General features: G+C 57.2%; 18 protein-coding genes and 1 pseudogene. 11 read left to right on the forward strand and 8 right to left on the reverse strand.

What is annotated here, in order from left to right:
• Nucleotides 1-240: 240 nt before the first annotated feature.
• On the forward strand, nt 241-486 hold the full coding sequence (locus BUA38_RS36850; RefSeq protein WP_156898620.1) for a hypothetical protein: 246 nt from the start codon (nt 241-243) through the stop codon (nt 484-486).
• A gap of 22 nt (nt 487-508) precedes the next feature.
• Nucleotides 509-685 (forward strand): hypothetical protein, encoded by a 177-nt coding sequence (locus BUA38_RS36855; RefSeq protein WP_156898621.1) that lies wholly within the window; start codon nt 509-511, stop codon nt 683-685.
• Between the two features lie 218 nt (nt 686-903).
• Here BUA38_RS36855 and BUA38_RS36860 read toward each other — a convergent pair whose 3' ends face one another.
• The 4 genes from BUA38_RS36860 to BUA38_RS38495 all read right to left on the reverse strand — a co-directional run bounded on the left by BUA38_RS36860 (nt 904) and on the right by BUA38_RS38495 (nt 2,400).
• On the reverse strand, nt 904-1,068 hold the full coding sequence (locus BUA38_RS36860) for a hypothetical protein (protein ID WP_156898622.1): 165 nt from the start codon (nt 1,066-1,068) through the stop codon (nt 904-906).
• A gap of 145 nt (nt 1,069-1,213) precedes the next feature.
• Nucleotides 1,214-1,393: a hypothetical protein gene (locus BUA38_RS21525; RefSeq protein WP_072821007.1), complete on the reverse strand. Its 180-nt coding sequence runs from the start codon at nt 1,391-1,393 to the stop codon at nt 1,214-1,216.
• Nucleotides 1,394-1,872: 479 nt separating this feature from the next.
• Nucleotides 1,873-2,106, reverse strand: coding sequence for a hypothetical protein (locus BUA38_RS36865; RefSeq protein ID WP_156898623.1), 234 nt, complete (start codon nt 2,104-2,106; stop codon nt 1,873-1,875).
• Nucleotides 2,107-2,268: 162 nt separating this feature from the next.
• Complete coding sequence (locus BUA38_RS38495) at nt 2,269-2,400, reverse strand: hypothetical protein (protein ID WP_276328138.1); 132 nt, start codon at nt 2,398-2,400, stop codon at nt 2,269-2,271.
• 796 nt (nt 2,401-3,196) lie between these two features.
• Between BUA38_RS38495 and BUA38_RS37605 the strand changes: the two genes are divergently transcribed.
• Entirely contained in the window at nt 3,197-3,679 is a 483-nt protein-coding gene (locus BUA38_RS37605; protein WP_172806065.1) for a hypothetical protein, read from the forward strand.
• 1,197 nt (nt 3,680-4,876) lie between these two features.
• On the opposite strand, the gene BUA38_RS38500 is transcribed toward BUA38_RS37605, so the two are convergent.
• The gene (locus tag BUA38_RS38500; RefSeq protein WP_276328139.1) at nt 4,877-5,011 is read right to left on the reverse strand and encodes a hypothetical protein; all 135 of its coding nucleotides are present in this window, start codon (nt 5,009-5,011) and stop codon (nt 4,877-4,879) included.
• A gap of 783 nt (nt 5,012-5,794) precedes the next feature.
• Nucleotides 5,795-6,103: pseudogene (locus BUA38_RS38120) on the reverse strand (IS110 family transposase); the annotation flags it as partial.
• A gap of 528 nt (nt 6,104-6,631) precedes the next feature.
• On the opposite strand from BUA38_RS38120, the gene BUA38_RS21575 reads away from it, so the two are divergent.
• The 3 genes from BUA38_RS21575 to BUA38_RS21585 all read left to right on the forward strand — a co-directional run bounded on the left by BUA38_RS21575 (nt 6,632) and on the right by BUA38_RS21585 (nt 7,878).
• Entirely contained in the window at nt 6,632-7,030 is a 399-nt protein-coding gene (locus BUA38_RS21575; protein WP_072821027.1) for a response regulator, read from the forward strand.
• Between the two features lies 1 nt (nt 7,031).
• Complete coding sequence (locus tag BUA38_RS21580; RefSeq protein WP_072821029.1) at nt 7,032-7,400, forward strand: response regulator; 369 nt, start codon at nt 7,032-7,034, stop codon at nt 7,398-7,400.
• 163 nt (nt 7,401-7,563) lie between these two features.
• Nucleotides 7,564-7,878, forward strand: a complete 315-nt coding sequence (locus BUA38_RS21585; protein WP_072821031.1) for a PilZ domain-containing protein — start codon at nt 7,564-7,566, stop codon at nt 7,876-7,878.
• An 831-nt stretch (nt 7,879-8,709) separates the two neighbouring features.
• Here the strand turns inward: BUA38_RS21585 and BUA38_RS37610 are convergent.
• A complete protein-coding gene (locus BUA38_RS37610; protein ID WP_172806066.1) occupies nt 8,710-8,991 on the reverse strand; it encodes a hypothetical protein in 282 nt (93 codons plus the stop codon).
• Nucleotides 8,992-9,247: 256 nt separating this feature from the next.
• Between BUA38_RS37610 and BUA38_RS21595 the strand changes: the two genes are divergently transcribed.
• Both BUA38_RS21595 and BUA38_RS37615 read left to right on the forward strand, forming a co-directional pair.
• Nucleotides 9,248-9,505, forward strand: coding sequence for a hypothetical protein (locus BUA38_RS21595; RefSeq protein ID WP_072821035.1), 258 nt, complete (start codon nt 9,248-9,250; stop codon nt 9,503-9,505).
• A 374-nt stretch (nt 9,506-9,879) separates the two neighbouring features.
• Nucleotides 9,880-10,083, forward strand: a complete 204-nt coding sequence (locus BUA38_RS37615) for a hypothetical protein (RefSeq protein ID WP_172806067.1) — start codon at nt 9,880-9,882, stop codon at nt 10,081-10,083.
• Between the two features lie 17 nt (nt 10,084-10,100).
• Here BUA38_RS37615 and BUA38_RS36870 read toward each other — a convergent pair whose 3' ends face one another.
• The gene (locus tag BUA38_RS36870) at nt 10,101-10,412 is read right to left on the reverse strand and encodes a hypothetical protein (RefSeq protein ID WP_156898625.1); all 312 of its coding nucleotides are present in this window, start codon (nt 10,410-10,412) and stop codon (nt 10,101-10,103) included.
• Nucleotides 10,413-10,641: 229 nt separating this feature from the next.
• Between BUA38_RS36870 and BUA38_RS21610 the strand changes: the two genes are divergently transcribed.
• The 3 genes from BUA38_RS21610 (at nt 10,642) to BUA38_RS21620 (ending at nt 12,285) form a co-directional block, all read left to right on the forward strand.
• Nucleotides 10,642-10,851: a hypothetical protein gene (locus tag BUA38_RS21610; protein WP_072821041.1), complete on the forward strand. Its 210-nt coding sequence runs from the start codon at nt 10,642-10,644 to the stop codon at nt 10,849-10,851.
• A 127-nt stretch (nt 10,852-10,978) separates the two neighbouring features.
• Nucleotides 10,979-12,052: a glycosyltransferase family 4 protein gene (locus BUA38_RS21615; RefSeq protein WP_072821043.1), complete on the forward strand. Its 1,074-nt coding sequence runs from the start codon at nt 10,979-10,981 to the stop codon at nt 12,050-12,052.
• Nucleotides 12,053-12,096: 44 nt separating this feature from the next.
• Nucleotides 12,097-12,285, forward strand: coding sequence for a hypothetical protein (locus BUA38_RS21620; RefSeq protein WP_156898626.1), 189 nt, complete (start codon nt 12,097-12,099; stop codon nt 12,283-12,285).
• Nucleotides 12,286-13,149 lie beyond the last annotated feature (864 nt).

Consider the following 13,149-nt stretch of genomic DNA (forward strand, 5'->3'; position numbering starts at 1 on the left):
CGCATTGTGAGTCGGCAGTTTGGGCACGTCACACGCCCAATGGAATTGTCGGCGGCACCGGAGCGTTCGATCAACTCGAGCGGCATTCTTCTGCCTCCCATCTCCGCGGAGACAAGGCCTCGGACTGGGGGTTGGTTCCCACCAAAGTTCCACAGTAACGATAGGGCTTCACGAGGCAGCGTTAAGAGCCTGTACAGCCTCGCAGAAATGGAACGAAGCGGGGCCTCAAGAGGTAGTGAAGTGGCGATCACCGGAGTGCAGAAAATGAACGAAATACCCAGTCAGTCCGCTGAAGGACCGCCGATCATCACCGTCGGCGAACTGAAGGCCGAATTGAGTCGGTGGCCGGACGCTGCTGCCGTCACCTTCCGGTGTCCGCTGCAAGGTCAGGAGCTCCGGTTTTACCGAGTTCAAAGTCCTTCGAGCGATATCGTGCAGGTCGAGCTTAATCAGTATCCGGAGACGCCACCCGTCGTACCCGCATGACGGGCAATTGAAGAGCGATGCCATGTCCAAGGATGAGGAGTTTTTGCTCTACCCTATCGATACCGGCGACGATCCAAGTTGCCCGGCGTGTGGTAAGACAATGCTTGTCGCCGCGATAGAGGAGCGAGGAGACCAGCCGAACTTTATCACCTTCAGATGCGAGCAATGTGGCCGCACCGAAAAGTTCATTTATGATTAGGCCCCATCTTAGGGTGGGGTAGCGTTGGCCTGCACGAAGCTAGCTTTTGTGGCTTACTTTCGCGGTTACCTCGAAACTCTCTCAGGAATTTAGCTTCCAGAGGGATTCAGCGTTGGGTCTTCGCCGCCGGCCTCGACGGGTCGAAACGATCAAGCATTCGTGGCGTGACAATGATCCGCCCGTTCACATGATTGTAGGCTCCGCGAAGATCCGATAGGTCACGGCCGAAATAAGCCTTGCTCCGGGTGAAGCGCGATCTTCTCGGCCTCAAGCTTCTCTATCAGGTCGTCAGCAGCTTGGTGCGTCGAGGGATCGATTACCCGCTCCTTGATCCATCGGTAGTGAGCAATGGTCTTGTCGATCTCGACGCACTTCTCGCACATTCCCAGTTCCGCATTCGCGCGTTGTCACTCTCCGTATATTGACGTCCGAGAATGGTATTTGTTCATCTACGTGAATTAGGACGCTTCCGCCCTGCTCGACGGGCATCATCTCCCTGTGGCCTGTGCTGTGAAAACTAAGGCGGCCTCACTTTGGCTTGCGCCTAAACGTCTCGATTTTGCGGCTGAGTTGCCAAAGTTCTACGTCGTGACCATCGATCAGTTGTTTGGCGCATTCTTTCGCCGTGTCGTCGTCAGGACAGAACAAATCAAGCGCCCGAATAAAATGGCCATCCTCACCAATGATGTAGGCCCGATACTCAGCCATTGGTCCGCAAGCGGCCCTCACTTCGGCGGCTGCAATCCAGGGGAGTTGGCCCATTCGTCAATGTGAGAGGCGGTGTCCGCCCGCCGTGCCCTTCTAAGTAGAGCTTCTCGCTCCGGGCCAGGTCGAAGCTTGGCAGCCTTGGCTTTCAGATCTTCGGCGAAGTTTTTCAATCGATAGGGAAAGGTAAGGGTCTGTTTGAATCGGCGACGCTGCATGACACGACCTCGTGCTTACGGGTCCTAACCGCAGGGTTTGCACTTACGATCATAATATATGCGGTCCGCCGCCGTTCAGTTCCTTAGTGCACACAATGAGAATTAGGGCAGCGCTGTTGACGGTGTTGGCCCGGCCATTGGGATCGCCGCAAGGTGGGCCCCTTTTTGATTTTCGAGAGTTACTTTCCGCATGACTACTTGCATGCGCTGTCTCGGATGCCGCTGGGTCTGCGAGGCCCATCCCCACATGGCGTGGGAAGGCGATTATGCCTGCGGCTGCGGCGCGCCCGGCATGCCTTGCCCGCTCTGCAATGCGAGCGATGGAGTTGATCCGCCGAAGATGCCGCCGGGCTTTGTCGAAGATGAGAGCGCATGATCGGCAAGCGCTTCGGCCTTCCAGTGTGAATAGGCGATATGAACACCTGTCCCATCTGCGGCGTTGAGACGGAGGAACTCGATAGGACGGGCGATGCCGTAGGCTTCGATTGTCCTCGGCACGGCAAGTTCAAAGTCGCCGGCAGTGTGCTGGGCAGCGACGCCTTCCTGAACGCCCCTCGCCCGCAGTGGGAGGCCGCGCTCGAGAAGGCCAGATACAGGACCGTACAGGATGCGTGGCCCTGTATCACCAGGTCTGATTTTCTCTAGGTTCCAGGCACCAGCCTATGACTGCGGCCAGCGTGTCTCTCCAACGTTAATCAGTGCAGCGATCAAGATCAGCACGAAAGTGACCATCATCCAGTTCTGGAACGGGATGCCGATAAGCGTGACCTGATCTATGAGCCAGTCGTCCATGAAGCCGATTGTAGAGGGCCGACCTGACACGGTCCTTACAGAATTTGGCCATGAGGGTCGGAAATCTGCCAGTACCCGCCACGGTGCTGTCCCAATTGATGACGGCCTCAGCCAGCCCCCGCCGCTGAGGCCGTTTCCGTTGTGAGCCCCCCAACCGAGGCGACCTCTCAATCATTGAAATATCGTCTACCCGCGCGCTCGAACACTATTACCATAATCGCCACGATCAGAAGCGTAGCTGTAGTCAAAGCGAGGATTTCTTTCAGCATCGCGCTCGCCTCGATTTTTACCCTCGCGATGATTAAGAAGTTCCAGCTTCGCTTGCAGATCGGTGATTTGCTGCACCAGGTTGGCTTACTCGGCGGCGATATTCTCAACGGACGGGCCAAGCTTCGTCATCACGCTCCTCCTAACTAAACGGGTCGGCAAATGCTGATTTTGAAATTTTCTCGCCCGCCGGCATCCTATAGTTTTCCAGTACGAGGATTCCGGAGAAGCCCGGTGTTCCGTGCCTGGAACTGGCAGCGCCCAACTTGGTTGGCTTCGAATGGAAAAGCCGCGCAAATACTCTCTTGGTGACCTCTTCGATACCTTCTGGTTAGTCTTTGCCCTGACAGCAATCTGGGGGCACCCTTATCACTGTGTCGGCTCAGCGCTGCTCGGATGATCCTTATCTGCCGTCACGTTTTCAGTGGAGGTCACCGAATGCGACGCCCAGCCAATTTCCCTTGCGCCAGGCGACCTACAGCGGCGCCGCAGACCGTCGCTCGGTATGGCAAGGCTAAACTTGTGTGGAATGAATAGCGGAACCCGTGGCGGAAAGATCGCGCACCGCGCATTCGATCAATCCCGTTTTCAGGATGCGCCTGCGGGGTGCCTTTCGATAATCGACCATGTGGAAGAGGACTCGCCCTTTCCGAAAAGTACACAAGTGAACTCTCAGCCTGTCTCACCAGCCTGTTCGGCCATCGCCTGCCGACCAGGCTCGGAAGCGAAAGTATGGGGGCCCTCACTTTCGCTTTGGTCGCACTCGACGAAACACGATTTGCCGTCTGACGACATGTTCCTGAAACCTACCGAGAGCATGCTGAGCCCATTGATCAAACAATGGGGTTCGATCATGCGCATCAAGGCCATTGCTTTCGCGACGATTGCCGTCCTTACTGCCAGCGCCGCCGTTGCGGCCGCGCACCCATATAACGTTTGTGAGATTCGACTTGGCGCGGACTGGCACTGCAGCCGCACCATGGTGGTAGTGACGACCTGCCACCGCTCCTAAAGAAGTGGGCCGGAGAAGCAAAACCCCCGCCGGCTTTTCGTCCGACGGGGGCGTTCAGGTGGATGGCGCGAGGCGACGGACGAGCGGGAGCAGATCCGCCGGTGTCGCTCCAAGGACCCGCACATTCATAACAATGTCATCAACCGGTTCCTGCAAGTCCAAGAGTTGGGCACGTCAACCCCGTTGCAAGCTTGCGAAGGCGCGCAAGCAAGAATCCTGTGGAAAACTTACCCCTATCTAGTGTTCCACCAACCGATGTGAATTGCGGGGACGATTCGTGTTGACATGATGGGCAGAGCAATGGGGGTGCAGCCATGGATCGACAGACAGAAACCGCCGCGCCGCGCTATAGGCATCGCCTCAGCGACCTGCCGAGATGTATTTCCTGCTCCGAGGAACTGATCGCGCCGGAAGCGTCTGCGTTCAGGCCCAACGGAGAGATATCGTACCTGTGGTGTTGTGACTATTGCGGTCAGAGCGTGGTCACGAGGGCTGCGAAGGTACGCGTGACGTTGGGCCAGCGCGTCAGTCGACAATGATCCGTCCCTTGCCGCCGCATTCCTTGCACTGAGCAAAGATCCGGACACCCGGGCGCACCGGTGGCTTAGCCGGCGCCATTCCAGTGCCGTTACATGCAGGACACGGTCGCTCGATTGGGCGTTCAACGGGCTTTTTCATCGCGCCCCTTTCAGGCTGCACGAAGTGTTGCACGTCGTCGTAGTGCCATGGTCAAATCTCTTACAGACTGCCACGCACTGGTCCAACGACTTCGGATTATAAGTCGGATATAGATCTGTTGCGCAGCTTCGTGCGGGCCCGGTGGCACCGCTGTCGGGGGAGCACGCCCCTAGCACCGACGCCAAGACTGCGAACGCCGCAAATCGCTTCATGAAACCTCGGGGCCAATCCTGACACGACGCGCATGACTCCACCGTCTAGCGCGAGGGAATGGCCGGACGCTTACGCCAACCTTACAGGCCATCGTTGGCGCCAAGTCGACCGCATCATTCTTCGATAGAGCGCAACTGGATGAGTCCGACGCGGCGCCCTGCGTCCCAAACCTCGATCGCGTAGCTCTCCCGAATTGTATGGCCGGCGCGATGGCGTCGATATCCGTTTGACCTCGAACTCGTGCGGCTCGGCAAAGATGTGCCCACCCTGGTCGACGGGGAACGATCGATAGATCGGCATGGCTGCTTACTGCGCGGTATGAGCTGGTGGCTGCTGATGCGGCCTGTGGTGGACGACATATTGCGCGCCCAGAGCAACGAGAATGCCAGCCAGCACCACGACCGTCACGGCGATTATCAGCTGCTTGGTTGAGCCAAACATACAGAGCCTGTCTAAAGCCGGGAGATCATGCTGATGTCCACGGCGTAGGACTTCGCGATTTCAGCCAAGGTCTCCTTACGGGAGGCGCGCTGCTTGAGCGCCTCCTGCCGTTGATACGACTTCCCGCGCGTGAGGGACGGCCGATTTCCCTGGGGTCGGTTCGGTGGGTCGACCGTGCCAGGCCGCGACGAGGCGCCGCGACCCAGCAAAAGGAATCCACGCGCACGCCGACCGTTCCAGAAAAGAAAATGGCCTCAGCCTTGGCAGGGGAAGCTGAGGCCAACTTCTGAGTGTTGCGTATGCCGCGGGGCGGCAAGCCGGAATAACTGAGCGGGCTGCCAACGGTTCCAAAGCCGGTGGCTCTTCCCGGCATGAAGGGCGAGTTTCCGGCGGTTTTTATTCGAGAGCGCGCCCTTCAATTCGAAATTATTGGGCCTGTTTAAGATACAGCGCCCCACTCTCCCGCAAATTCGAGGACCCGATCACGCTTCCGAACGGCCAGACGCTGGTCACGCTCAAGGACGCCGCCGACTACATCATGAAGCTGCCGAAAGCCGAGCAGAATCACGAGAAGTGGCAGACCGCCGTCGAGGTCTTGATCATGGCGGCCGAAGGTCGCGGCCCGACAATGCATGCGCGGATCGGCGTAATGCAGGCGTTGAACCGGGACAAGCCGCGCGTCTTCGCCGACCGCAAAGACAATCGTTGGGGAAAGCGGAAGCTGGCACGGGATCGCGTGGCGTCGAGGCCCTGACAAATTCTCCAGCGTCGACCGATGGGGCCTCTGATCCCCGCCTCGCAGATCGCTGCCGCATCATTCGCATCATTCTTGCTGCGTTTGAGGTAGGCCTTCACATAGCTCGGCGGCATCAGCTTCACCGTATGACCAAAGGCCTGCAACTCGCGACCCCAATGATGAGCTGCCGGGCAAGCTTCGATACCAACAAGGCACGGCGGTAATTCTCTGAAAAACTCCAGCATCTTCGAACGGCTGACGCGCTTGCGTATCAATACCGTTCCGACGTCATCGACACCGTGAACTTGGAATACCGACTTCGCAATATCGAGACCAATCGTGATAACTTCGCCCATGGACGGCTCCCCTCATAGTGGTTCGCTTCAGCGCAACCACCCTATGGCACTTCGATGCCGCAGAGTGGGCGCCGTCCACAGCATCAAAAACAGAAGTGGCTCAACCTGAAAGGCTTGTCGGTTCTACCCTCAGAAGCGGATATCTTCAGCGAGGTCGGCATGTCGGTTTCGTGCCAATAGGCGACATTGCACGCTGATGTCAAAGAGGCCGCCAACTAAGGCGGCTTTATGCAAACAAGATAATTAGCCCAATACCGATCATTAGGTTTATGCCAGCAATCATCATGACAAGAAAAAAATCTGCCGGAAGTTGGTCTGCTCGCCGCGCGCTGAGGCGTTCGGGCATGGAGCGGTCCTTGTTAAGGACATCCTACGGCATGGACCTATTGAGTCTGATCAAAACAGCTCGCGGAGCTTACTTCGGCGGCTGTAGCTCGCCTTAGCACCGATGTCCAATTCTGCACTTTCATGCGGAACAAACGACCCTCCACTGAGTTTGTGCATGGAACTTTGTGCAGGCGGGAAGAAGTGGCAAATAGCGAAAGCCTTCCAGTTATCCTCATCGTCGAGGACGAAACCCTAATCCAAACCCTTGTAGAGGAAGCACTGGCGGATGGCGGGTTTGAAACCGCTATCGCGCCATCGGCTGAAGAAGCCGTAACTTTGTTGCGGAGCGGGGTTACTGACTACCGGGCGCTCGTCACGGACATCAATCTTAAGGGGAACATGAACGGGTGGGAGGTTGCAAGACGCGCGAGGGAGATCGACCCCGCATTTCCAATCGTATACATGACGGGTGCCGCTGCCGACGAGTGGGCTTCGCAGGGCGTTCCCAATAGCGTTCTACTGGTGAAGCCGTTTGCCCCGGCGCAGATTTTAACTGCGGTCTCTCAACTTCTCAACGCTGCTGCTCAGGGTCAAAGTTAACATGGAGGGCATATCCGTATTTTTGGTTGAGGACGAAGCCCTGATCCGAATGATGATTGTCGACATGCTTGAGGAGCTTGGGCATCGAGTAGTTGCCGAAGCCGGTAGCATTCAATCGGCCGAACCGTTGGCCCGTACCTCTGCATTCGACTTGGGGGTTTTCGATATTAATATCGGTGGCCTCGCCATCAGTCCCATCGCAGAGATCGTCACCGCACGAGGTCTGCCGTTCGTATTCGTCAGCGGTTATGGCCCAGCCGGGCGGCCAGAGTTGTTCAACGACAAGCCGGTGCTGCGCAAGCCATTTTTGATTTCAGAGTTTGCGACCTTGATCAATGCGGCCGTGGGCGACAAGTCAAACGGGCAATAATCAGCTCCTTTGTGACCACGTTCGATGTCCGTTGAAAAACCGCCTAAGCTAATCAGTCGGAGCGAGTACGCAGGAAAAGGTCAATTAATCAGACCCTAACCAAACTTCACAACCACGATTCAACATCCAATCTGTATCTCTCTTTCTCAATTAGGATTGAGCGATGGCTTATGGAGACCGCAAGAGTGATCGTGTTCAGTTCGAACGGGGTATTCCAGTCTATCTGATGGGGATTGACGGAACCTGGCGTCGGGAATGCAAGATGATCGACGTGTCACAGACCGGTGCGCGTTTGCATATTGAGGGTTCTCTCGAAGGACTCGATCTCAAGGAGTTTTTCCTTCTTCTGTCATCAACCGGTCTCGCGTATCGGCGTTGTCAGCTAGTGCGTGTTGATGGTGATCAACTCGGCGTCGAATTTCTGGCTCGCGACACGCTCAAAAGGAAAGCGAGGAAGCGGTCCGACCAAGTCGATTGAGCTTGGCGAGCATAATGTCCGAAACGGGTTAAAAGTCGACCCGACGGCCCTGAAATTCGACTTCCGCTTTACCGCTGATAGTGTTGCAAAAGTCGAAAGTTGCAGCGGTCCAAATTTTTGGCGAAAACCTGATGCGCAAAGAGGTCGATGATTCGCATAGTCTCAATCGCGCTACCGAAGCCGCCCACGAATTTGGCGCAAGGCGATGAGGTCCCTCAGATCACTACACGAATAACGCGCCGGCGGCCCTCAGAAATTCTGCATCTCCTGCAAAACGACTCTTGCACTATCCCACTGGAAGCGGAACTGACGCGGCTTTGTCTCATCGTTCACAAACGTCTCGATAGACAGATTGTTTGGATCCACTAGATCCGAAGCAAAACGGCCCTCTCGGACTCGAAGCTTTCGATTGCCATCACCAGTAGAGCGACGGTCAATTCGTCATCCGTCGTCGCGAGTGCGTGACGAAGCTCAACGATCTTTTTGTCGATTGCTTCACGCCTGAACATAGTCGAGTGTCCGCATCACATCGAGAAAGCGAGATGCGCTGATTCGCCATGACCCGCCAGATCGCGCAAAACACAAGCCGGCGGTTGGGGCCGGTTTCGAAAAATGATGCGCTGCCGGTGTCGCCGACGACGGCGAATAAGGCTGCCCGCAACTTCTCAATTTCGAGCTGGTCGCGCGCCCTGAGATATCAAGAATTTGGATCGGGTCGGCCACGATTACTTCGATACGAGGGCGACCTTACAGGCGGCTTACCGCGTAAGGACGGTCGATACGAAGAGGCCCCGCCGGAGCGGGGCCTCTCTGCTTTGCTCTGGTCTGCGCTCAGTTTCCCGGGGGACGATCGCTTACGCCTTCGCCACCGACCCGGGACTTATCACGCGCGCCGGGTACCACGCCAGGCGTTGCCGGTCGGACGACTGGCGCGAGACCCGTCGTTTGCTCGTTTTGGATTGTTCCAGCGGGATCAACGACCTTGGGGCCCGCGCCGTCAGGTACGACAACCGGCCGTTCGGTTGGGGGCACGGTATCGACGATGGTTTGCGCGAACGCCAGTGAGCCGGTCAGCGATAGAGCAGCCGCGATGGAGATAGTTCGAATTTTCATGGGAATTCCTCCATTAGAAAGAGGTGAAACACATGGCTCGCGAGTTCGTTTCAACGCGAGCAGGCCCTCATGGCGTCCATGGCAAAAGGCTTGAGCAGCACGAGTTCCTCGCTACCTCGGCGGGCGAGGTCCTTTTTCCCGCTATTGATGATTGTCCGGCCGCGCATTCCAAAATCGGCGGAACATCGAGGCAAGGAACGAACCTTGGCAACTCGTGTTTTGGTGTTGGGCAGATCGAGCATTGGAGGAGTTGAAAATGAAACTGTTAACTAAAGCAGTTGCCGGCGCTGCGATCGGTGTCGGCATTCTTGCTGCATCCGCGGTTTCTGCATCGGCGGCTATCGTGTGCAGCGGCAATGTTTGCTGGCATACTCATGAGGGATATGAATATCCGGCATCGGCCGGTGTCGTTATTCATGAGGACGACTGGAAATGGGGTCCGAGTGAAAAATTTACGTTCCGCGAACACGAAGGCCGAGGATATTGGCGCGGAGATACCTGGACGACCTGGTAAGTTAAGGAGGCCGCCAACAAGGCGGCCTCCTTTTTTGAACTAAGCGAAGTATTCGAATTCAATCAGGTTGACGAGGCTTCGAATTCGCGCAGAACGCAATCCATCGATGTCCGAGCTGAATGTGCGGCGCACCCTGAGGGAAGACCTCAGTCACACACCTCAACCTGGCGAATGCGCCAGCCCCACGGGGTCCAAGCCCGCCTTGGGACAAAATAGCAGCCGCCACCGTAGTAGGCGTAACTAGCATAACCGTAGGGGTACCCATAACCGTAAGGGTAGCCCCAGGCGTATGGTGCGGCCGCCAATCCAAGGCCCAAGCCGACGGCGCCGAGAGCCAATCCTGCGCCACCGAAGCCTCCGTGGAATCCTCCGCCATGGAAACCGCCGTGGAAGCCGCCACCAAAGCCCCGGGCAGACGCTGCGGTTGGTGCAACGGTGCTGAGTGCTGCAGCCGCAAGCGCTCCGATCATCATCTTCCTGAACATAATCCCATCCTCCTTGATGAAAACCAGGACTATGTTTCAACATCGTCTGCAGGGGCGAAGTTCGGAAATAGGAATGACGAGTTGATAATTTAATTCATATGAACAATCGTTCAGCGGTCCGGTGTCGAATGACGATCGTCAGGTAAACCGCTAGCAGCGTCGCCATCCCTGCCGCCGGCTTCCTTGTAGAACAGATCTAAATTGGTTGCGAGATATTCGGCCCAGAGTTGCATCATCATCGTTTTTACTACCTCAGAATCGTAGGTATCGCCGCTTGGGGCCTCGCATTCAAGGCGGCCAAGCCGCATGGACCCGGAACGAGGATCGCTGCAGTGCGGCACGAAGGAGGCATCTGTTGGCTTATGTGTAACGCCCTGTGGCGTGATGTTGAATTGGTCGCGGGTAACTAGAATGCTTGCCATGGTCTCTTGCTTCGGAATTGAGGCCATCGCCTTTGGCTATCTGCGCGAGCGCTAGTTGAACAGGGGCAAAGTGCCTTCGGCTATCCGCGACTGCGCCGTATTCGAACGGCGATGGCCTCCCAAATTTAATCGCTCGCCAGAGCGCTTGTTCCTCGAAGCCGGGAAAAACTGGAAACTTCCTCTGTCGAGAAGAGTTGGCACTCGAATGAGTTTGTCTCGGAGCTTGAGCATGGTCGACGACGGCACGCTACGAATGGCAATCGATACGGCCTGGTCCGTCTACCGCACGAGGCATCGCGAGGTCGATGCGGCGGATAGCCGTCGATGTTTGCTCGAACGCCACCTGCATGGGAGACGGGAAGCACGCGGAGATGATGCCGCCGAACTCACGGCCTTCGGCATCGCTTACCTCGAGTGGCTTCCTGAGGACGAATGCTGAGGCGGGTGGAAGCAATCATCCGGCGAGTGGCGGCCGAGAACGCCAGGCCGGATTGGACCATTTCCTTCCTCGTTTCCGCAGTTGTCGTGATGGCACTGCGCTCGAACTTCGACTAGCGGGCAGCCCGATGCGTATCGCTCAGCTCGCTCCCTTGGCCGAAAGCGTCCCGCCGAAACTCTATGGCGGCACCGAGCGGGTAGTCGCGTGGCTGGTTGACGAGTTGGTCGCGCTCGGCCATCAAGTCACGCTTTTTGCGAGTGGCGATTCCCAGACACGCGGCGAGCTTCATGCGGTGTGGCCCCGCGCGCTCCGTCTGGGCAAAAAGGGGACGGATCCGAACGCCGCCTGTGCCGTGCTGCTCGAGGCTGTCGCGAAGCGGACGAAAGATTTTGACATGATTCATGCTCACATCGATTGGCTGCCGCTTCCGCTCCTCAGTCGCCTGGGTGTGCCGTTTCTCACGACCATGCACGGGCGGCTCGACCTGCCAGGATTGGGTAACGTCATTCGGGCATTTCCGCGAGCCCCCTTCGTGTCGATTTCGGACGATCAGCGGCGGCCGCTCCCGGAAGCGAACTGGACCGCAACGATCCATCACGGACTGCCGCTGGATTTGTTTCGCTCTTCCGTCGCTCCAGGATCATATCTGGCGTTTCTCGGACGTCTCACCGCCGAGAAGGGACCGGAAGATGCTATCCGCATCGCGCACGCCGTCCGGCGACCTCTTCGCATCGCAGCCAAGATCCCTCGCGGCGAGACCGTTTACTTCAAGAAGCGTCTTGAGCCTCTCATCGATGGCAAGAAGGTCCATCTGGTCGGAGAGGTCGACGATGCCAAAAAGCAGCCGTTCCTGGCCGAGGCCGCCGCCTTATTGTTTCCAATCGATTGGCCAGAGCCTTTCGGACTGGTCATGATCGAGGCGATGGCCTGCGGAACGCCCGTGATCGCATATCGCTCCGGCTCCGTTCCCGAGGTGATCGAGGACGGTGTGACGGGCTTCATTGTCGAGGACGAAAAGCAGGCGATCGCTGCGGTGCATCGGGTGGAGGAATTGGACAGGCGAAAGATACGTTCGCGCTTCGAGGAACGCTTTGCGGCGAGACGAATGGCGAAAGAGTACGAAGCTCTGTACCGAAAACTGGCCGCCGCTGAGGCTCCGCAGGCACGCGCTCGTTTGGATATTCAACCGCCGGGAACGTGAAATACCCTAGGGAAGACGGCTCTCGGAAAGCCTGGCGGTTTCTCATGCTTGTGCTGATCGCCTTGGCGGCGGCAGGTCCGGCGGTGGGCGCGGAAATGAATGCGGTGGCCATCAATGGGCGGCATTTGCTGGTGGTAAAGAAGGAACTCAAGGCCGCACGCGTCAAGCCCTGGATCCGGAGAAGGTCGGGGCGACGGTTCTATCGGAAGCCTAGTTTGTTTTGTGTGCACTAGTGAACTGAGCGCCCATCTGCAGCATACTAGTATCAGAAGTGAAGTTAGCACCGTAAGACTAAGGTTGTGTCATGCAGCGTCGCCGGTTCAAACAGATCACTTCTCTAGAACAAAGACTATCAGAAGAAGCCAAACGATTACGAGAACAGGCCAAAAAGCTACCACCCAGTTCGGATCGGGAACGCCTGTTACGCAAGGCGCGGGAAGACGAAATGGCGGCTCAAATGACCGGCTGGATCGCGTCACCGGGTTTGCAGCCACCGAACTAAGTTTTCGGGTGCGGGATCAGTTAGTGGGTTGGGCTCCCATGAAGGATTACCAAGCCTAGATTGAAACTTCGAAGGGATGCGGCCGAGGCCGCCCTGATGCGAGACCTGGCCACTGATCCGATCAAGCGCGACATGTTCGGCCGACTGGGCGAACACCTCAGCCGACTCGCCGACGAATCGGTGAGCTGAGGGCCGTGCTCAGCCGTTTGGAGGATAACGCTGCGGTCATCTTTCGATGCCCGCTGAAAGACCAGGAGCTCAGATTTTATCGAGTCCAAAGCTTATCGAAGCATGTCGTCCAAATTGAGCTCAACCAATATCCGGAGACGCCGCTCGTCTTGCCCTCATGAGGATCGAACACGGGGGCGGAGCAACGCAAGTGTAAGGATATTGCAAATGTCGAAAGATGAGGAGTATCTGCTCTATCCCTCAACACCGGCGAGGATCCGCTTTGCCTTGGCTGCGCGCTATCATGACCGTCGCGGTGCACGAATCCCGCGAGACCAAGCCTGACTTCATAACGTCCAGACGCGCAAGTTGTGGGAGATCCGAGAGGCTTGTCGGCGACGAATAGCGATCCGGCTTCGTTTTCGCA

Source organism: Bradyrhizobium erythrophlei (assembly GCF_900142985.1).
Classification (GTDB): Bacteria; Pseudomonadota; Alphaproteobacteria; order Rhizobiales; family Xanthobacteraceae; genus Bradyrhizobium; species Bradyrhizobium erythrophlei_B.